Here is an 18,631-nt window from a genome sequence, read left to right as displayed (position 1 = left end):
TAGTGTGGGGTTACCCATGTGAGAGTAAGTCATCGCCAGCTCATTATTCTAAACACCCCCTTCAATAGAAGGGGGTGTTTTTTTATATATATAAATTGAAATAAAGATATAAAAATAAAAGCCCTCATGAGAGGGCCTTGTATCAAATAATAGATTAAAGTTGTCGTCGAGCGTGTTTTAACGCAGTTCTTAGGCCTTCCTCTAGCGTTGGATGGTAGAAAGGGTGATCTAGAATTTCATCAACAGTAAGATCACTGGAGATAGCCCAAGCGAGCAAATGTGCTAAATGTTCTGCTGAATAACAAAGAAATTCTGCTCCGAGAAGTTTACGTGAGTGTCGATCGACGTAAACCACTACAGCCCCAATATTTTGTCCATTGACAATCGCTCGTCCTTGCTTTTCGTAGGATACGATACCTGTAACGAACTCATGATTGGCTTTACGCAGTGTTTGATAATTGGAGCCGATCCCTGCCATTTCTGGCGAACTAAACATAATACCTAATGGCGTAAGACTTTTTTTCTGACTCGATTGATGTTGATTGAGGCAATTATGAACCGCCAATTTACCTTCATAAGACGCTTCATGCTGGATAGGCGTTGCAGTAAATGCATCACCTACAATGTAAATGGGGTAGTCACCAAGCTGTTTAGTGGTTGGATCAACAGGTAATTTCTTTAGATCAATGAATTCATCATTTATATGCTGAATATTTAACGTATCTAAATTCGTAGTACGACCAGTCGCAGATAATAGGTAATCAACTTCTATAGATTGATTGCTACCATTTTCGATAAAGTTAATTTGAACCTTATCTTCGCCTAATTTCTCAACCTGCTCGGGTAAAATCTCATATTTGATATTTAATTCTTTTGAGAATATTTCTTGAGCAAGCGTTTGTAAGTCTGGGCTAGTCAATGAACCAATTTTTTTACTGCGAGCAAAAACTGTAGTTTCCACACCTAGACGCTGCATGGCTTGTGCAAGTTCGATTGCAATGACACCACTTCCAATTACAGCTAAACTTTTTGGTAAAGTAGGTATTTCAAAGACTTGATCAGAAGTTAAATATAAATGACCAAGTTTTTGTTGCCAATCTTGATTTACTGTTGGTCTTGAACCAACAGCGATAATGAACGATTTAGCTTGGTATTTCTTATTATTAACATTGATTGTGTTTGCATTTACAAATGTTGCGCGACCTGAAATTTTGTGCGCTGTAGACCATGAATTAACGTCGTTCAGTGTTGCTTTTGTGAATCGATCACGTAATTGCTGTACATGTTGCATAACATCTTTAGTGTCAATTTGAGAAGAAATTTTTAGCCCAAGTTGCTCTGAAGTTCTCGCATTATAGGCAAGATTAGCTGATGAAATTAGAACTTTACTCGGCATACAACCTACTCGAGCACAAGTGGTATCCCACGGACCGTCGTTCACAATAAGTATATTTTGTGTAGTTTTAATGGCTTCTTTATAAGCTGAAATACCAGCAGTACCAGCTCCAATAATAATGATATCGTACATATTGTATTGAGTAAGAATGATTTGAATTCACTATATAAAAAAACCTTCGATGAAGAAGGTTTTTTTTCAATTTATTACACTTAAACCTTTAACTTTTGGTGATATCCACATTATTGAAAATTTGTATTTTTAAAACTAAGTATTTTCATGGTTGTTATTGAAAGAAGATGAAAGAAAAAGGCGCTTGTGCGCCTTTAAAATGAATAAGATACATTTATCTTATAATGATGTACCTGCATGCACACCAACAGTTGGTTTTACATTCATTGATGTGCAACCGAGTAAAAGAAACGAACAACATAATGCAATACAAATTTTATTCATGAATGAGTCCTAATGAATTTGCTTTATTAAATAGTAACGTAGAACGACTACCTGACTTACATACTAAAAGTATAGGTTTAGGTAGACTATTGTAATACTTCGCAAACTCATGAACATCTGCATCTGTTATTTGACCTGAAATAACAGGTTGGTAAATCAAACTGATTTTAGACTTTTCGGCTAAAGCTCTTAATTCACTTGCAGTTGTTTCGTTACCTGATTCTTGATCAGGACGGTTAACGATCACAGACTTAAATCCCTGCTGCATTAAGGCATTGAATTTTGTAGCCGTCATATGACCCGATACACTCACAGATGGATTAAGTGCTTTACTGAGCGGTTCTGATGCTGAATGACTTAGCGTTACGATACTAAAAATGAAGATGGAAAGGATGAATCTAAACCACATCTTAGTCATCAAGCAAATCCATTTGTTTTGCTAATTGGTAGAGATTGTTAGAGCGATTTCCTGTACGACAGAACATTAATACTGGTTTTGGTAGCTCATTGAAATGATTTGCAAAAGTACGAACATCAAGCTCAGTAATTTGACCTGCAACTACAGGTTGATATACATAATCTAAGCCTTGAGCGCGTGCAGCTTCTTCAATTTGGGCACTTGTTGGCTGTTCTGGTCCGCCTTCCATATCGGGGCGATTATTAATCACAGATTTAAATCCTTTTTCAACAACTTGAACTAAATGTTCTGGCCCAATTTGACCAGCAAAACCTACATTTTCACTCATTGCGTCACTCCCAAAATAAATTAAAAGACTATGCTACTATCATAGCATCTCGCTCAGATATGAGCTTTGATCGACACAAAAAATTTAAAATAAAATCGTATGAATACATGCATGGAGCACCTATGTACGATTACACCGTAGAGCCGCTGTACGTACAAAAAGCAAATGAGTTGATCGCTGCTGACCTTTATTTGCCTGTCAAAGTTAAAAGACCTCCTGTGCTTATTATGGCGCATGGTTTTGCAGGATTACGTCAATTCAAACTAATCCAATATGCGCAACGTTTTGCTCAATCAGGTTTTGCGGTTGTACTCTTTGACTATCGTTGTTGGGGAGGTAGTACGGGTAAACCAAGAGAAATGATCTCTGTTCGTCAGCAGCTAGAAGATTGGTATGCTGTGATTGCGCATATCAAATTATTCCCTTTGGTTGATGGGCACCAGCTTTTCTTATGGGGAACGGGTCTGAGTGGCGGATATGTTCTAAAACTCGCATCTGAGTTAAATGGGATTCGGGCTGCAATAGCGCAAGTACCCTTTGTGGACGGAAATGCCATCAGTAAAATTTATCCAATTCAACATATGGCGCAGGCTTTAAAGTTATCGAGTCAGGATTTAATGGCAGCCAAAGTTGGACGTGTTGGAAAAACAATGCCTGTCGTTCATCCTTATGCATTAAGTTTTTACCCAAGTCAGGATAGTTATCAAGGGTATATGTCGATCGTTGATTCAAACTATTATTGGAGCGGTGAGGTACCTGCAAGAGCTATGTTGGACGTCATACGATTTCGACCGATTACTACGGCAAGAAGTATTAAAATTCCTGTGTTATTTATTGCTGCCAAGAAAGATGCAGTTATTCCCATAGAAATTAGTCGTGAAACGGTAACCAATATGGCACCTTATGTGGAATACCATGAGTGGAATATGACACATTTTGATATTTATCAAGTAAATTGGATGGAAAGCGCAATCAAGCTTCAATTAGAATTCTTAGATCAAAATAGAGGAGTAAACTCATGATTGTTGTTTGTCCATCTTGTGGCGCAAAAAATCGTGTACCTGAAGATAAAATCCAATCTCAGCCGAATTGTGGTCAATGTCATGAGCATTTGATTCCGCTTGCCCCTATTGAGCTGAATGAGCAAAACTTTAGTAACTTTATTACCAACAGTGATTTACCAGTATTGATTGATCTTTGGGCAGAATGGTGCGGGCCTTGTAAAATGATGGCACCGCATTTTGCTGAAGTAGCCAAATCAAATCCGCATGTGGTTTTTGCGAAGATAGATACTGAAGCGAATCCGCGCTTAAGTGCTGCCTTTAATGTTCGTAGTATTCCAACGTTGGTATTGATGAATAAAACGAATGAAATTGCTAGAATAAGTGGTGCATTACGTGCAAATCAATTACGAGATTGGTTAAATCAGCAATTAAATGCTTAACCAATAGGCCAATATTTGGAGTGACTGTGTCAGATTCTCAACTTAAGCCAGAAGGTACATTATCCCTTCAAACCATTGCTATGCCTGCAGATACCAACTGGAGTGGGGATGTTTTTGGTGGTTGGATTGTTTCACAAATGGATTTGGCTGGAGCTATTCATGCAGAGCGTTATACAAAAGGTCGCTGTGCAACCATTGCAATTAATCAAATGACATTCCTTGTGCCTGTTAAGGTGGGTGATGTCATTAGTTGTTATACTAAAATTTTAAAGCTCGGAAATACCTCAATTCAAATGCAAATTGAAGTATGGGATAGTCATGACTCTTCACGTCCAGCGAAAAGAGTGACAGAAGGAGTTTTCACTTTTGTTGCGGTGGATGTGAAAGGGGCAAAACGCCAGATTCCAGATGATGTTAAACAAAAGTTTCAAGAATCTCTAAGCATCTAATCACAAAAAATCCCAACATCGTTGGGATTTTTTATTAGGGAAACTTTTTTAGGATCAATATGATCATGAGCTTTATTGCTTAAGTTGAGATTTTGCAATCCAAGCCCAGAGCATTTCACATTGAATTGGCTCTTCGCCAGATTCATCTGTCACGATCACCTTGACAAGGGTTTCACCTTTTTCAGACTCTTGCATCTGTTTTTGTTGATCATCAGTCAATGTAGCGACTGCGGTCATCGCACCTTTAGATGGGCGTTTGAAATCTACTTTTAAGCTTTTTATTAATACGATTGAGGTATCGGGTACATTCATGCCGGTAACAAAGCCTGTAGCTGTTTCAGCGATCAGCGCCATTGCGCATGCATGTACTTGACCAATATGGTTTTGCATTGCTTTATGGTTTTCGATTTTAACGACAACTTTAGCATGACTAACTTCAAGATAACGTAATTTGGCAGTTCCCACCATTGGAACGACACGGCCAAAAGCTTTGCTCCACAAAGTACTACGGATACCTTGTGGAAACTTAGATGTCGCTTTTACTAACTTAGATAAACGATTGCCTTTTGCCATGATCAGTTCCTATGATGGAGCAAAGAGATTAGTCTTTGAAGTTGTTAAATTGAAGTGGGATACCGAATTGTTGTTCTTTTAAGAACGCCATAACTTGTTGTAATGTATCGCGCTTCTTGTCAGTGACTCGGATTTTATCGCCCTGAATAGAAGATTGCACTTTGATACCACTTTCTTTAATGGCTTTATTAATTTTTTTTGCTGTATCAGAGTCAAGACCGTCTTTAAGTTTAATCACTTGAATGACATTTTTGCCAGATGCTGTCATTTTTTGCGGATCTAGTGCTTGAACGTCGACTTTACGTTTATAAAAGTGATTTTCCAGCATGTTGTAAACTTGCTCACATTGGAAGTCACTTTCAGTCGAGATCTTAATTTCTTTATTTTTTTCGTTTAATTCGATCGAAACGTCTTGACCACGGAAGTCGAAACGCGTTCCGATTTCCTTTTGTGTGTTTTGAACTGCATGATTTACTTCAAAAATCTCTAATTCTGAAACAATATCGAAAGATGGCATAGTTTAGACCTTTACAAATAGAAAGAATATCTGAGATGCTAGGGATGTTTTCTTCATTTGCCAAGTGTTGTTTACATCAAAGGAGTGCGCAATGATCCGTAAACAAGAAATTACAACATTTGAGTTCCCAGCTGACGCGATTATCTGGGATGTACGTGATACAAGTGCTTATGCTGAAGCACATGTGAAAGGAGCGGTGAACCAACCGATTTCCACACTTTCAGCAGATAGTCTGACTCAAGTTGCAGCGGATCAACCGATTTACATTTTATGTGGCGGCGGAAGTAAAGCACCACGTGCTGCAGAACTATTAGAAGGCTTTGATAGTTCACGTGAATATGTGGTCTTAATGGGTGGTACTCGTGCTGCTCGTGAGGCAGGATTACCTTTAGAGCAAGGTTAATCATGGTTGAAAAAAAGCGCCTTATGGCGCTTTTTTAGTTTCAATAAATCATGGTGATTGAGTTTTAGCCTGAAAATATGGCTTCTTTATTCTTATTTTCTTTCTAAATCGATGAACATTGAGTTTATTGAGTAAAGTTTCAGATACAGGGCATGCTGTTTTTAAGATTTGAGCCACTAGAATTTCAGCACACAAAGGAGCAAATAAAAAGCCTTTAGAGCCCAAACCTGAGAGTGTATAAATCTCAGTATCAGATTCAACCTGACCTAAAAGCGGAAAATAATCCTGACTTTGTGCACGAACAGAAGCTCTACCATGCCAAGAATGATGGTCAGGAAATTGTGCAGCAATATCTGGTGCGAGATCTGCAAGTAACCTGTAGTTATGTTCATGATCTTCATCAAGAACATCTTGATCATCTCGATTAGGGTAAAAAGAAGCACCTAAAATGATTTGATGATCATTTAAAGGCATACAGTAGCCACCATAGCTATATGCTTCATGTTTCTTGAACTGTGAAGATGAAACATGATTAAACCAGCTAACTTGACCACGTATCGGTTTTAAAATTGGAAAATCATCAAAGAGATTCATACTTTCACGGGCACAACAAATAATCACGTGGTCAAATTGATATTGTTGTCCAACATGATCTGTTATACCGACTTGATGATTGGCAAGTCGGTCCCACGATTTGATTGTCGCTTGCTGAAATTCGATCAGTTCATTCGATAAAATTTCTTTAGCCAAATCATGCGGTCTGATTGTTCCAGCCTGTTTCAGGGTGAGGAATGCTTGGTTGAACAGGCTGTTTTCAGCGGCAGAATTTGCTTCGAGTATGTTTTCTGGATATTGATTTGCAAGATCGAGAAGTTCATCAACGTGTTTAAGAGGGATTTGATGGACTTGTGCTTCGTCAAAGGCTTTAAATTTTGAATAATGGTTCATCGCATGTTGCCATGCTAATGTCATCAAATGATCGGCACTTTGTTCAATAGGGCAGAGTTTGGGATTCAATAAAGCCAGAGGATTTCCTGACGCGCCACTTAATGGCTCATGGTGGTCAAATAGGCGGACGCGGTGACCTCTTAATGCAAAGGCATAGGCACAACTTAAACCCGCAATTCCAGCGCCTACAATGCCTATACGGCGTTGAGAACTTGAGTGTGGTTTGTATTGGTAATCTTCGGGAGAGAGTTCACTTTTTTCAGCCTCTTCGTCTAAAGGCAGTAAAACTCCCTTTAGCATTTCACGTTTGTGTCCGAACCCTTTTGGGCGTGTAATTTTCACGCCGTGTTTTTTTAATCCTCTTTTGAGGATGCCAGCAACACTGAAAGAGGCAAAAGTAGTTCCAATATCTGATAGTCGAATAATTTGATTCAGAACTTGTTCTTCCCACATATCTGGATTACAGGCAGGAGCAAATCCATCTAAAAACCATGCATTGACAGTGCTAGTTTTGGCAATGGCTGGAAAAACATCGTGTGCATCACCTAACCAAATATCAATACTAAAACGCTCATCTGGAAAATGAAGGCGGTGGCATCCTGCAATCGGCAGTGGATATTGGGCAATGAGTTGATCTGATAAATGTTTCAGTTCAGGCCAAGCATTTAAAGCTCGGATCAGATCAGCCTTGCTCAGTGGAAATTTTTCCACCGTAATGACATGCAGTTGACTATGATTATTTGGACGAATTGATTGCCAAAGTTGCCAAAGAGTGAGGATATTTAAACCCGTGCCGAAGCCAGTTTCTCCGACTGTGAAATGTTCAAATGGTTTTAAGTCCGATAGGCGTTCATGTAGATCATTACCATTGATAAAGACATGACGAGTTTCAAGAAGGCCATTGGCTTTTGAAAAATAAACATCACCGAAAATTTTAGAAACTGGAATATCGATTCCATCAACGAGTTGCCAATCGAGATCAGCAGTTTGAATGGCCTGAGTCAAAATTTGAAACCTTTGAAAAGCGTGTCAGTGGTTTACCACTGACGACGTCGTTTTGTATAGATGTAACTGGCAATAATAAAGCCGACAAAAATACCGACAGCCATTGTTGCTGCACCGTACAAAAACATTTGAGCACTACGTTCACTTTGAAGCACCTGAATTTGTACACCTAAATTATCATTTTTTAGTTGTAATTCTTGATTCTGTGCTAAAGCTTCTAGGTTTGCTTTTTCAAGCTGTTGGAGACGTGTTGCTTGGTCTTTGACTAAAGCCTTTACTTTTGCTTCTTGAAGCGCTTTATTTCGTGCAATTTGTTCAGCTGTAAGTGGCTTTGCAGGCGTAGCTGTTGCTGGCTGAGACTGTGCAGCTGGATTCGCTGGTGCAGCAGTAGTTGCTGCGGGTTCAGCCCAAGCTGAAGATACCAATGCAAAACTGATGAAAAGAGCAGAGCGTGTCAAATTCATCATCTTATTCATGTGGTAATGCTTTATTAAAAGGTTTTACGTCAATGCTGGCATAAATACCTTCTTTTAAAAAAGGCTCATCTGCTAACCATTCATCTAACGCTTCACGGCTTTCAAAATCTAAAATAAGGGTGCTGCCATAAAATCCAGCTTGTGGGTTATTACGATCTTTTGGCATCGCGCCAGCGACGATTACGCGACCTTCCTCAGCCAGTTTTTCAAGGCGTGCAAGGTGTTGTGGGCGTGTTGCTAAGCGTTTTTCAACAGTACCTTCTTGGTCGGTACACGTCACTACAAATAAGGGCATGGCGAAATCTCTATATCCTCTTTCAACACGATTATTCTTCTGCAGATTTAAAGTGTTTTCGTAAAATGATGAATTGAATAATGATAAATGAAAACATCACAATCATGTCACCAAAAGCAGTAAATTCACCCCAATATTTTCCATCCATGAACACGAAAGCAAAGAAAATATGCAATGATGCCATACCAACAAACATCGCGGCCCAAGCATAGTTTAAATTTTTCCATCCCTGCGGTGTTAAATTTAAAATAGGACCAAATAAGCGTTGAATGAGAGGTTTGCGGTCTTTACCAAAATAAGGTGAAATTAAGAAAGCACCAGCAAATACAAAATTCAAGATCGCTGCTTTGAGACGAATATAAAAATCATCACTCAACATGAGAGTAATCCCACCAAAAATCACCGTCATAAATAAAACAATCCATTGTTGTTTATCGAGATGAAATTTTTGGCGGACAAATAATGCACCGTAGACCACGAGCATAGAAATGATTAAGCCCGTTGTAGCAACGAGAATATGGTTATTATCGACGCCACCTGCAGAGCCGATCCATTGCAGTAAAGGGTGATTGTTATCTTTGGGATCGACAGTTTTGTAAAGCCAAAAGAAAATTATGAGTGGCACAAAGTCTAAAAGTGCTTTCATGTTAAAGTATCTATGCAGTTCAGGTGGATGGATTAGTATAAAAGATGCAAGGCGTAGATTTACACACACATAGTAATATTTCTGATGGAACTTTGTCGCCAGAGTTACTGGTTCAAGCTGCGCTCGAAAAAGGGATACATACCCTTGCACTGACTGACCACGATAGCATGGATGGTTTGGTTTTGGCTGAAAAAGTTGCAAAAAATCAACCAATTCAAATTATTTCAGGTGTGGAAATTTCAAGTCAGTGGTCTAGACCTTCGACCAAAAAAAGTTATGGTGTGCATGTGGTCGCACTGAATATGCAATCACCTTATCCTTTGCATAAGCTACTAGAACAACAAAAGATAATTCGAGCTGAACGTGCTCAACTCATCTGTGAATTGTTGAAGCCTCTTATTGGAGAGGATATTTACGCGGATGTGGTTGCGAAGGTCGAGGGTATACCTGATCGTGTGACACGAACCCATATTGCGAAGACGCTGGTCGAGAAGGGTCATGTTTCACGTCCGCAACAAGCTTTTGACAAATATATCAAGGAAGGTAAAAAAGCTTATGTTCAGTTTGAAGGACTTGGTCTGGAGGAAACGATACGTGTAATTCATGAGGCTCAAGGGTTTGCTGTTTTGGCACATCCTACCCGTTATGATTTATCTGCGACGAACATTCGTTATTTGATTGAAATATTTGCACGTTACGGAGGCGACGCAGTTGAGTTGCCACCTGCGATTGAGCCTACCTCGACGCGACAAATGGTAGACCGAATGATTGCCGAATTTGGGCTTAAAGTATCAGTTGGAAGTGATTTCCATGGAGATAATATGCCATGGATAAAATTGGGGAATATCCCTCAAGTGAAAGAGGGGCAGGTTGGCATCTGGGAAAGTTTTATTGTATAGAAATTCTCTTATAACAACGGATAAGAGAATTTCAGGCGGCGATAAGACATTCAGTTGTCATGAATCAAAGTAAGTTGTGATCTTGTGCTTGGATCGGTGGAGGAGTTGGTTTTCCTAAAGTCCCGAGTAGTTCAATCTCGATTGTACGAACCATGGCATCGAGTGGAAGATCATTACTTTGTGTACCAAAAGGCTCTTCTATTTCAGAGCTGAGCGCATCAAGCCCCAAAAACGTATATGCTAAAATACCGACTAAAAGTGGCGTCGCCAAACCGAGCACCGAGCCTAAACTAAATGGGAGCATAAAACAGAAAAAATAAACGGTACGGTTTAAGAGTACTGAATAAGCATAAGGTAAAGGAGTTGTAGCAATACGATCACAGCCTGTTTGAACCAAACTTAATTCAGTTACATGTTGGTTCATTTGTGTATAAATAATGTCTGAAATTTCGCCTTCTTTCAGTGACTGCATCAACTCCCATTGAATCAAACTTAATGTGTATTGTGGTGCATTGGCTTGCTGGTAAAGTTGAGTTAAAGCTTGTGGGCTCATGCCACTGGTTTGATGCAAAGCATCGGGACTGACTGTTTGATGACGAAGACGGTCACGCAGTACGTTAGCAAAAACAATCATATGCTGAATTACACGTTCACGACGACCTTGCGGCAAGATCCGGCAGTCTCGATCGAAATGTCGAGCATTGGCGATTAAGCTTCCCCATAATTTACGCGCTTCCCACCAACGGTCATAACATGCCGAATTTTTGAAACCTAAAAAAATCGACAATACTACTCCGATCAGTGTAAACCCAACCAAAGGAATTTCAGGGAATCTATAGAGATTTATATATTCAATTCCCCCCACGATTGCTGAAATCAGCATAACGATTCCAAGTGGAGGTAATACCTTCGGTAAGATGGTTCCACGCCATGAAAATAATAGTTTTAGCGTATCGGTTTGATCACGAACAATCATGTAAATCAATCTTTCATTTTTCTATGATCTTCACTAGTTCAGCGAGTATTGTCAATGATAAAAAATGGAAACTTCGAGCAATTTTATTCTGTAATTTATAGACTTATTCTCGGATCAGTTGGTGCTCCATAAAAGAGTAGCTGCCTTCGGTGGAAATGATGACATGATCGAGTAATTTAACCTCAATTAAATTGCAAGCTCTACTTAAAGATTTCGTCAAATTGATATCGTCAATTGAGGGCTGAGGAATTCCTAAAGGATGATTGTGTGCAATAATCACAGCACTCGCCTGAGTGTGGATGATATGTCGAATAAACTGATTAATTGAAACTGCACAGTGGTTAGTAGAACCAAAGAATAATTTTTTAAAATTAATTTTTCTGAGCCTTGCATCTAAACAGAGTACCGCGAAAATCTCTTGAGATTCGCCAATAAGTTCATAGCGAAGATAATCTTGAATTAAATCAGAGCGACTTAAATCAATTTGTTGGTTCAATTGATGTTGCAAGTAACGCCGTCCAAGCTCTTTTACAGCCATCAATTGAGAGTATTTAGTGTCTCCCATGCCATGGAACATGCGAATTTCGTCTATCGATGCATCAAACACTGCATTTAAGCTTCCAAAATGTTGCAACATCAATCTTGCTAATTCGACCGCAGAATGTTGTTGAGATCCTGATCTTAAAAAGATGGCGAGGAGTTCTGCATCAGAGAGGCTATGAGCACCTTGGCGGAGTAATCTTTCTCGCGGTCGTTCTTGTTCGGGCCATTGTTTGATCGAATTATTCATTATTATTCACTGTTTTAAATTATTTTAACTTTTGAATATTCACCAAGGTATATCTTGGGTGGCAGAATATTTAATGCTATTGTGAGCGCCACTGCAATAAAAAGGTGACGTGATCTTGAGTTTTGATCTTAGTGTGTTCTCCAATAAAAATATTATTCTTGCTGTTACTGGTGGTATTGCTGCTTATAAAAGTGCCATCTTAGTACGCCGACTTAAAGATTACGGATTTAATGTCCGAGTTGTAATGACTCAAGGTGCCCAAGCTTTTATTACGCCGCTTACCTTTCAAGCATTGTCGGGTAATCCAGTGCATACTGAACTTCTAGATACAGAAGCTGAAGCTGGAATGGGGCATATCGAATTAGCACGATGGGCGGATTTGGTACTTGTTGCTCCTGCCAGTTGTGACAGTATTGCCAAATTTGCTTGTGGATTAGCGGATGATTTACTCAGTACACTCTATTTGGCAACAAAAGCACCTGTTTGGATCGCACCAGCCATGAATCAACAAATGTGGGCGGCTAAAGCAACACAGCGCAATTTAAGTAGTTTGGTAGAGGATGGTGTGCATGTCATTATGCCTGAGACGGGTTCTCAAGCGTGTGGCGATGTTGGATTAGGACGTATGCCTGAGCCTGAAGATTTAGCTGAACAGGTACGAGAATATTTCCATAAAGCGCAGCGTGCAATTGCAGAAAAATTTGGCTTGCTGGCGGGTAAAAAAGTGACGATTACCGCAGGTCCAACTCGAGAGGCAATTGATCCAGTGCGTTATATTTCAAACCACAGCACTGGAAAAATGGGGTTTGCTATTGCTGCTGCATGTTATTCAGCAGGTGCTGAGGTGACACTGATCGCGGGTCCTGTCAGTTTAGATACACCGAATGGGGTGAAGCGTTTAAATGTATCTTCAGCGAGACAGATGCTTGATTTAAGCATGAATCAGTTGGAAACAGGATGTGATGTATTTATTGCGACAGCTGCCGTAGCGGATTATCGTGTTGCAGAAGTTGCGGAACATAAAATCAAAAAAGCTGGTGATGAGTTAGCTGTCTCTCTTGTTAAAAATCCTGATATCGTGGCGACGATAGCTTTGCAAGACAAACGTCCATTTATGGTCGGTTTTGCAGCTGAAACGCGTAATGTTGAAGAATATGCCGCAGGTAAATTGGTGGCTAAGAAACTAGATATGATCGCATGCAATGATGTTTCAAGAGCGGATATTGGTTTTGCTTCAGATGAAAATGCGATGACTGTGTTTTTTGCTGAACAATATGAAATGGAAAAACGTGATCTTGAAAAAGCTTCAAAGCAAGAAATTGCACAACAATTGGTTGAAGCTATCCATGATGCATTACATCAAGAAAAACGACCTGTTTAAATGTAGGATATAAAAAAGACCGCAAATGCGGTCTTTTTTATAAGGGGGAAGTTAATCAAACGATTAAGCTTGACCTTCAGCAGCTGCAGCTTGAGCGCGTTGCATGTTTGCCTCAAACTCAGCATCGAAGTTAATCGGTGTAAGAAGTAATTGAGGGAAGCTACCTTTAGTTACAAGATCGTTCACCGCTTCACGAAGGAATGGGAACAAAATATTAGGGCAATAAGCACCAAGAATGTACGGAAGACGTTCATCTTCAACGCCATCAATCAAGAAAATACCTGATTGTGTTACGTCTACGATAAATGCAGTTTCACCTGCATTCGCAGCTTGTACAACCACTTTTAAAGAAACTTCAAAATGAGTTGGATCTACTTTTTCAGCTGATGAAGAAAGATTGATGTTTAACTCAGGTTGCCATTCTTTTGTAAAAACCGCAGCACCAGGAACTTCAAAAGAAATGTCTTTTGTATAAATACGTTCTAATGCTAATTGTGGTTGAACTTGTTGTTCTTCACTCATTCTTAATTCCTTAGATTTAGTGATTATGCCAATAATTCGTCTAGTTTACCTTCACGCTCTAAAGCATAAAGTTGGTCGAAACCACCGATGAATTGATCTTTAATGAAAATTTGTGGCACTGTGCGATGGTTGGTTTTTTGCATTAACTCAACACGAACCTCAGGTGCTTCTTTTGATAAATTAATTTCTTTGTACTCAATGCCTTTACGTTCAAGGAGTTGCTTTGCACGTACGCAATAAGGACACATCGTTGTTGAATATACAGTCACTTGAGCTGTCATTTTACAAACTCCTTAAGCTTTTTTGCTTTTTACTAAAGGTAAGCCTTGAGCTTTCCAGTTACTAATGCCACCGTCTAAACGATAACTATCTGTATGACCGACTTGTTGTAAAGCAGAGCCTGCAACTTGGCCTAAATTACAAATGAATACCAATGGACGGTCCGCAGCTTTTAATTCTTCAACATTGGCAGCAATTTGACTATATGGAATATTACGACTACCGCTAATATGACCTTCACGGAAATCTTTAGCATCGCGCAAATCAATCAGCATCGCATTTTTAGCTTTCACTAAAATTCCGAGCGATTGTGGAGAAATTTTACGACCACTACGTTGTCCTTCAAAAACGAAAAACAAAACAATAAGGGCCCCTAAAATTGCAAATAAAAAGGGGTGATTCCCCATAAATTCGAACCAACGTTCCACAAATCACCTAATGACTAATTAAAAACTGCGTTGAGTATAACGTATATATATGGTGATCAAAATCACCGCTTCAAGGGCGTGCTTAAAGAAAACTAATTTTTTTGTTGCGCCTCAGTAATCTCATCAATTAGACGTAGATAACTTTCTAAACGTCTTTGTAAAATATCACCATTTTTGACACCTTCTTTAAGCGCACATTGCTTTTCGTGCGTATGGGTGCAATTGCGATACTGACAATGTCCTAAGAGTGCAGAAATTTCAGGAAAGCCACCATCGATTTTCTCATGATCTAAATGCCATAAGCCAAATTCACGAATACCTGGGGAATCGATTAAAGCACCATTTTCACCAAAACGAATTAAACGTGTTGAGGTCGTAGTATGTTGACCGAGTGCGGAGTTTTCTGAAATGACATTGGTTTTTTGATCAGCATCAGGAATGATGGCATTAATAAGTGTACTTTTCCCAACACCTGATTGACCTACAAATGCAACAGTTTGGTTGTCAATACGTTGAATCAACTCATCTAAATTACCATTGGATTGGGTCAGGATGAAATCATAACCAAGTTGACGATATTCTTCTGCTAACAGCAAAATTGGATCATTTTCTTTCAGTAAATCACATTTGTTTAATACTAATAAAGCTGGAATATTGGCATCTTCACATGCAACCAAATAACGATCAATTAGGGTTGGTGCAGGTTCTGGTAACGGTGCAATCACAATGACGATCAGGCTGATATTTGCAGCTACTGGTTTTACTTTGTGATAACGATCTGGGCGAGTCAACAAGGATTGTCGCGGTTGAATCGCTGTGATAATACCTAAGCCAGTATTTGGATCTGCTTGCCATTTTACGCGATCACCTGTAACCAATAATTCTAAATTGGTACGGGTATGACAGCGCCAAACGCTATTCAATTCAATAGGTTTCCAAAAAGGTTCTGGCTCACCTTCTTTGGTATCTGGTTTTATTGGATGTTGATCAGGCAAGGAGAGGGCTTGTACTTCGAGTTGTCGACCATAGTGTTGGACCACTAAGCCTTCTAAGTCGTGAGACGTGTCGATTTCTTCTTGACGTGTTTGATGTTGTTTCTGAATACGACGTTGTTGTTGCTCTGTCAAACGACGCTTACGAATTAAAGCCATTCACAACCTAAAAAACCTTGAAATTTAGATGGCAAAAATAGCATGATGAGCCATGGATTTACAGCCAAGATCGGAATAATTTGCTACTATCCATCTTTAATTTAGCCCAATAAGATTGCACTTTATGAGCAGCACCCCAGATACCCGCTTAATTTGGATCGACCTTGAAATGACAGGGTTAGATACAGACAATGATCAAATTATTGAAATTGCAACGATTATTACAGATGATCATTTAAATATCCTTGCTGAAGGCCCAGTGTTAGCTGTACATCAGTCAGATATTATTTTAAATGCGATGGATGAGTGGAATACACGTCAGCACGGGCAATCTGGACTTATTGAACGCGTACGCCGTAGTAAGTTAACTGCGCAAGATGCTGAGCAACAAACACTTGAATTCTTAAAAAAATGGGTCAATCCAAAATCATCTCCAATGTGTGGAAACTCAATTTGCCAAGATCGCCGTTTCTTACATCGTTTAATGCCAGAGCTTGAGCAGTTCTTCCATTACCGTAATTTGGATGTGTCTTCTGTTAAAGAGTTAGCAAAACGCTGGCGCCCAGAAATTATGAGTGGTTTAAAGAAAAATGCTTCTCATCTTGCGATGGATGATATTCGCGACTCAATTGCTGAATTGAAGTATTACCGTCAATATTTTTTCATCTCAAATAATTAAAAAGTTCTGTTGAAATTTTAGAAAAGGGGCTAAGGCCTCTTTTTTTATAGATTTTATAAATGATCGAAAGAACAAAGTATTAATTAAAATGTTTAAAAGTTGATAGCAAAAAATAAACTGATTTTTATGCTGATAGATCTCAGAATAGTGAAAATTTAAGAATGATAACAGAGACTAAGTTATGCAAAGTAGTAATCCGATTTTAACCCGTGTAGAGACGGTATCCAATTATCAACAACCCATGACCATTCAAGGTGCGATTCAGAAATCTGTTGTATTAACTGTGATTTCGGCAGCGGTGGGTATCGCGCTGTTTATTTATAGTTTTATGACTTTAAATGTATCACTCGCCTATGCTAGTGCGATGGTGGGGGCGATTGGTGGATTCATTCTGGCACTCATTACTACTTTTAAGCCGAATACTGCTCGAACTTTAGCTATTCCATATGCTTTATTTCAAGGTGCTTTTTTAGGGGGTATTTCAGTCATATTTCAACTGAAATACCCTGGAGTTCCTTTAAAGGCCTTGCTCGCAACATTTGTCACGACTTTGGTGATGTTCGCGCTTTATCGGTTTCAAATTATTCGTGCGACTGAGAAATTTAAAGCGGTTGTGTTGTCAGCCACCATTGCGATTGCGATTGTATTTGTTCTCCAATTTATTATGAGTTTAGCTTTTGGTTCGAGCATTCCATATATATTTGATAATAATTGGCTAGGTTTAGGATTTGCAGCTTTTGTGGCCATTATTGCATCATTAAATCTAATTTTAGATTTCGACTTGATTGAAAATGCCGCAGCTCAATACGCGCCTAAAGCGATGGAATGGTTATGCGGTATTGCCTTGTTAGCCACTTTAGTTTGGATGTATTTCTCTTTTTTGCGTTTAATTGGTCTACTGTCTAGTAATGACTAATGCAGTTCAGCTAAGGCGTGTAAAAAGATCAGACTGATGTCTGATCTTTTTTTAGCGTCTAATTCGGTTTAACAATTTTTTGAAAAAAGATGCATTATGCAATTTCGTAAATGCTCTAGACTTGGCATCATGCATGAAAATTAATTTGAGTGAGAGTCACATGGCACAAGGACTATTAGCAGGTAAACGTTTTTTAATCGCGGGTGTTGCGAGTAAATTGTCGATTGCATTCGGTGTTGCAGAAGCTTTACACCGTGAAGGTGCAGAATTGGCATTTACCTATCCTAATGAAAAAATGAAGAAGCGTGTTGATGACTTTGCTGAACAGTTTGGTTCAAAACTAGTTTTTCCATGTGATGTTGCTGTTGATGCTGAAATCGAACAGGCATTTGCTGAATTAGCAAAACATTGGGATGGTTTGGATGGCGTAGTGCATTCAATTGGTTTTGCACCAGCACATACTTTAGATGGTGATTTTACTGAAGTTACTGATCGTGAAGGTTTTAAAATCGCGCATGACATCAGTGCCTATAGCTTTATTGCCATGGCTCGTGCAGCAAAACCACTTTTAACTGCTCGTCAGGGCTGTTTGCTCACACTCACTTACCAAGGTTCAGAGCGTGTGATGCCAAACTATAATGTTATGGGATTGGCGAAAGCATCTTTAGAGGCTGGCGTTCGTTACTTGGCTTCAAGTTTGGGTGCTGAAGGAATTCGTGTAAATGCGATTTCAGCTGGTCCAATTCGTACGCTTGCGGCTTCAGGTATCAAGTCTTTCCGTAAGATGCTTGATCTGAATGAAAAGGTTGCACCTTTAAAGCGTAATGTCACGATTGAAGATGTAGGTAATGCGGCATTGTTCTTGTGTTCACCATGGGCAAATGGTATTACTGGCGAAATTTTATATGTAGATGCTGGTTACAATACGGTTGGTATGAGTGCAGATTTAATGCTAACAGAATAAATCTCATCGTAAGAAGAAATAAAAATCGGCAATTTTATTGCCGATTTTTTTACATTTTTTAAAGTTCATTTATGTAACCAAGACTAGGTAAATCGTATTTTTTTTGATTAAATATTAAGAAATTCTTTAGCTTTATTAAATTATAAAAGACAGATAATAACCATGCTTGCCAACATCTTTTCGGCATTGGAACAGCTCGGCCTAACCGCCCAAAACAGAGCCCTCCACATCCAATTCAGTCATTCACAACTGAATAGCCAAGTCTTCCTACAACGCATCGATGGCAGCCATG

Annotated in this window: 25 protein-coding genes; 10 read left to right on the top strand and 15 right to left on the bottom strand. The window is 39.1% G+C overall.

From position 1 onward, the window contains the following. Nucleotides 1-154: 154 nt before the first annotated feature. From AC1M9M_RS14610 to AC1M9M_RS14600, 3 genes are all read right to left on the bottom strand, one after another. The gene (locus AC1M9M_RS14610) at nucleotides 155-1,528 is read right to left on the bottom strand and encodes a dihydrolipoyl dehydrogenase (protein WP_481596687.1); all 1,374 of its coding nucleotides are present in this window, start codon (nucleotides 1,526-1,528) and stop codon (nucleotides 155-157) included. A gap of 316 nt (nucleotides 1,529-1,844) precedes the next feature. Further along, a complete protein-coding gene (locus AC1M9M_RS14605; RefSeq protein WP_481596686.1) occupies nucleotides 1,845-2,270 on the bottom strand; it encodes a protein tyrosine phosphatase family protein in 426 nt (141 codons plus the stop codon). Beyond that, complete coding sequence (locus AC1M9M_RS14600) at nucleotides 2,263-2,598, bottom strand: protein tyrosine phosphatase family protein (protein ID WP_035269714.1); 336 nt, start codon at nucleotides 2,596-2,598, stop codon at nucleotides 2,263-2,265. The genes AC1M9M_RS14605 and AC1M9M_RS14600 overlap by 8 nt, the downstream gene beginning before the upstream one ends. Before the next feature lie 122 nt (nucleotides 2,599-2,720). On the opposite strand from AC1M9M_RS14600, the gene AC1M9M_RS14595 reads away from it, so the two are divergent. The 3 genes from AC1M9M_RS14595 to AC1M9M_RS14585 all read left to right on the top strand — a co-directional run bounded on the left by AC1M9M_RS14595 (nucleotide 2,721) and on the right by AC1M9M_RS14585 (nucleotide 4,491). Continuing rightward, nucleotides 2,721-3,620 (top strand): alpha/beta hydrolase, encoded by a 900-nt coding sequence (locus AC1M9M_RS14595; RefSeq protein WP_481596685.1) that lies wholly within the window; start codon nucleotides 2,721-2,723, stop codon nucleotides 3,618-3,620. Further along, nucleotides 3,617-4,042: a thioredoxin TrxC gene (gene trxC, locus AC1M9M_RS14590; RefSeq protein WP_481589621.1), complete on the top strand. Its 426-nt coding sequence runs from the start codon at nucleotides 3,617-3,619 to the stop codon at nucleotides 4,040-4,042. The genes AC1M9M_RS14595 and trxC overlap by 4 nt, the downstream gene beginning before the upstream one ends. A gap of 80 nt (nucleotides 4,043-4,122) precedes the next feature. Then, on the top strand, nucleotides 4,123-4,491 hold the full coding sequence (locus AC1M9M_RS14585; protein ID WP_218945426.1) for an acyl-CoA thioesterase: 369 nt from the start codon (nucleotides 4,123-4,125) through the stop codon (nucleotides 4,489-4,491). A gap of 72 nt (nucleotides 4,492-4,563) precedes the next feature. On the opposite strand, the gene AC1M9M_RS14580 is transcribed toward AC1M9M_RS14585, so the two are convergent. Beyond that, on the bottom strand, nucleotides 4,564-5,064 hold the full coding sequence (locus AC1M9M_RS14580) for a DUF4442 domain-containing protein (protein ID WP_035269707.1): 501 nt from the start codon (nucleotides 5,062-5,064) through the stop codon (nucleotides 4,564-4,566). Between the two features lie 28 nt (nucleotides 5,065-5,092). Beyond that, nucleotides 5,093-5,581, bottom strand: coding sequence for a YajQ family cyclic di-GMP-binding protein (locus AC1M9M_RS14575; RefSeq protein ID WP_035269703.1), 489 nt, complete (start codon nucleotides 5,579-5,581; stop codon nucleotides 5,093-5,095). A 91-nt stretch (nucleotides 5,582-5,672) separates the two neighbouring features. Between AC1M9M_RS14575 and AC1M9M_RS14570 the strand changes: the two genes are divergently transcribed. Then, on the top strand, nucleotides 5,673-5,984 hold the full coding sequence (locus AC1M9M_RS14570) for a rhodanese-like domain-containing protein (RefSeq protein ID WP_180000521.1): 312 nt from the start codon (nucleotides 5,673-5,675) through the stop codon (nucleotides 5,982-5,984). A 48-nt stretch (nucleotides 5,985-6,032) separates the two neighbouring features. Here AC1M9M_RS14570 and mnmC read toward each other — a convergent pair whose 3' ends face one another. The 4 genes from mnmC to AC1M9M_RS14550 are packed head-to-tail and all read right to left on the bottom strand — an operon-like array spanning nucleotide 6,033 to nucleotide 9,354. After that, nucleotides 6,033-7,937, bottom strand: coding sequence for a bifunctional tRNA (5-methylaminomethyl-2-thiouridine)(34)-methyltransferase MnmC2/FAD-dependent 5-carboxymethylaminomethyl-2-thiouridine(34) oxidoreductase MnmC1 (gene mnmC, locus AC1M9M_RS14565; RefSeq protein ID WP_481596684.1), 1,905 nt, complete (start codon nucleotides 7,935-7,937; stop codon nucleotides 6,033-6,035). A gap of 32 nt (nucleotides 7,938-7,969) precedes the next feature. Continuing rightward, complete coding sequence (locus tag AC1M9M_RS14560; RefSeq protein WP_092768912.1) at nucleotides 7,970-8,404, bottom strand: SH3 domain-containing protein; 435 nt, start codon at nucleotides 8,402-8,404, stop codon at nucleotides 7,970-7,972. A gap of 1 nt (nucleotide 8,405) precedes the next feature. Next, complete coding sequence (locus AC1M9M_RS14555; protein WP_035269693.1) at nucleotides 8,406-8,708, bottom strand: YciI family protein; 303 nt, start codon at nucleotides 8,706-8,708, stop codon at nucleotides 8,406-8,408. Nucleotides 8,709-8,739: 31 nt separating this feature from the next. Then, the gene (locus tag AC1M9M_RS14550; RefSeq protein ID WP_035269690.1) at nucleotides 8,740-9,354 is read right to left on the bottom strand and encodes an inner membrane-spanning protein YciB; all 615 of its coding nucleotides are present in this window, start codon (nucleotides 9,352-9,354) and stop codon (nucleotides 8,740-8,742) included. A 44-nt stretch (nucleotides 9,355-9,398) separates the two neighbouring features. Between AC1M9M_RS14550 and AC1M9M_RS14545 the strand changes: the two genes are divergently transcribed. Continuing rightward, the gene (locus tag AC1M9M_RS14545; RefSeq protein ID WP_481596683.1) at nucleotides 9,399-10,253 is read left to right on the top strand and encodes a PHP domain-containing protein; all 855 of its coding nucleotides are present in this window, start codon (nucleotides 9,399-9,401) and stop codon (nucleotides 10,251-10,253) included. Between the two features lie 64 nt (nucleotides 10,254-10,317). On the opposite strand, the gene AC1M9M_RS14540 is transcribed toward AC1M9M_RS14545, so the two are convergent. Further along, a complete protein-coding gene (locus tag AC1M9M_RS14540) occupies nucleotides 10,318-11,229 on the bottom strand; it encodes a bestrophin family protein (protein WP_035269686.1) in 912 nt (303 codons plus the stop codon). 103 nt (nucleotides 11,230-11,332) lie between these two features. Then, the gene (gene radC / locus AC1M9M_RS14535; protein ID WP_035269684.1) at nucleotides 11,333-12,019 is read right to left on the bottom strand and encodes a RadC family protein; all 687 of its coding nucleotides are present in this window, start codon (nucleotides 12,017-12,019) and stop codon (nucleotides 11,333-11,335) included. 115 nt (nucleotides 12,020-12,134) lie between these two features. On the opposite strand from radC, the gene coaBC reads away from it, so the two are divergent. After that, entirely contained in the window at nucleotides 12,135-13,400 is a 1,266-nt protein-coding gene (gene coaBC / locus AC1M9M_RS14530; protein ID WP_481596682.1) for a bifunctional phosphopantothenoylcysteine decarboxylase/phosphopantothenate--cysteine ligase CoaBC, read from the top strand. Between the two features lie 63 nt (nucleotides 13,401-13,463). Here the strand turns inward: coaBC and secB are convergent, their stop codons facing one another. From secB to rsgA, 4 genes are all read right to left on the bottom strand, one after another. Then, nucleotides 13,464-13,922: a protein-export chaperone SecB gene (gene secB, locus AC1M9M_RS14525; RefSeq protein WP_035270796.1), complete on the bottom strand. Its 459-nt coding sequence runs from the start codon at nucleotides 13,920-13,922 to the stop codon at nucleotides 13,464-13,466. 23 nt (nucleotides 13,923-13,945) lie between these two features. Continuing rightward, a complete protein-coding gene (gene grxC, locus AC1M9M_RS14520) occupies nucleotides 13,946-14,203 on the bottom strand; it encodes a glutaredoxin 3 (protein WP_035270794.1) in 258 nt (85 codons plus the stop codon). A 12-nt stretch (nucleotides 14,204-14,215) separates the two neighbouring features. After that, nucleotides 14,216-14,629 carry a rhodanese-like domain-containing protein gene (locus AC1M9M_RS14515; protein ID WP_035270792.1) on the bottom strand — a complete coding sequence of 138 codons (414 nt, stop codon included), beginning with the start codon at nucleotides 14,627-14,629 and terminating at the stop codon, nucleotides 14,216-14,218. Between the two features lie 92 nt (nucleotides 14,630-14,721). Then, complete coding sequence (rsgA, locus tag AC1M9M_RS14510) at nucleotides 14,722-15,780, bottom strand: ribosome small subunit-dependent GTPase A (RefSeq protein WP_180000511.1); 1,059 nt, start codon at nucleotides 15,778-15,780, stop codon at nucleotides 14,722-14,724. Between the two features lie 124 nt (nucleotides 15,781-15,904). On the opposite strand from rsgA, the gene orn reads away from it, so the two are divergent. From orn to AC1M9M_RS14490, 4 genes are all read left to right on the top strand, one after another. Next, nucleotides 15,905-16,459: an oligoribonuclease gene (gene orn, locus AC1M9M_RS14505; protein ID WP_035270788.1), complete on the top strand. Its 555-nt coding sequence runs from the start codon at nucleotides 15,905-15,907 to the stop codon at nucleotides 16,457-16,459. Between the two features lie 181 nt (nucleotides 16,460-16,640). After that, nucleotides 16,641-17,375, top strand: coding sequence for a Bax inhibitor-1/YccA family protein (locus AC1M9M_RS14500; protein WP_035270860.1), 735 nt, complete (start codon nucleotides 16,641-16,643; stop codon nucleotides 17,373-17,375). Nucleotides 17,376-17,535: 160 nt separating this feature from the next. Then, a complete protein-coding gene (locus AC1M9M_RS14495; RefSeq protein WP_092768909.1) occupies nucleotides 17,536-18,339 on the top strand; it encodes an enoyl-ACP reductase FabI in 804 nt (267 codons plus the stop codon). Nucleotides 18,340-18,501: 162 nt separating this feature from the next. Then, nucleotides 18,502-18,631, top strand: a 130-nt coding sequence (locus AC1M9M_RS14490) for a hypothetical protein (protein ID WP_481596688.1), incomplete at its 3' end; no start/stop codon positions are given.

The organism is Acinetobacter sp. ANC_7503, from assembly GCF_056780035.1.
The sequence above is the reverse complement of the archived record's forward strand: the minus strand, read 5'-3'. Positions and strand labels throughout refer to the sequence as shown.